General features: G+C 56.1%; 1 protein-coding gene. It reads left to right on the forward strand.

Features of this window, described 5'->3' with window-relative positions; all coding sequences use genetic code 11:
* On the forward strand, nt 1–378 hold a 378-nt coding region (locus FHL16_RS33910), incomplete at both ends, for a phage infection protein (protein ID WP_077750554.1).

The raw sequence follows: 378 nt of genomic DNA on the forward strand, positions 1-378 counted from the left end.
GCTTTCTCGGTTTTTGCAGTTAACGCTTTCGCCGCTTCTTCTGCTCACCCGGTTGTCGCTGAAGGCGGCTCGGATCGCCTGATCGAAAGTCGTGTGGCTGAAGGTGGTTCGGATCGTCTGATCGAAAACCGCGTTGCTGAAGGTGGTTCTGACCGCCTGATCGAAAACCGCGTAGCTGAAGGTGGTTCCGATCGTCTGATCGAAAACCGCGTTGCTGAAGGTGGTTCGGATCGTCTGATCGAAAACCGCGTCGCTGAAGGTGGTTCGGATCGCCTGATCGAAAACCGCGTCGCTGAAGGTGGTTCGGATCGTCTGATCGAAAACCGCGTCGCTGAAGGTGGTTCGGATCGTCTGATCGAAAACCGCGTCGCTGAAGGT

The organism is Pseudomonas sp. FSL W5-0299 (genome assembly GCF_005930655.1).
GTDB classification, from domain to species: domain Bacteria; phylum Pseudomonadota; class Gammaproteobacteria; order Pseudomonadales; family Pseudomonadaceae; genus Aquipseudomonas; species Aquipseudomonas mandelii.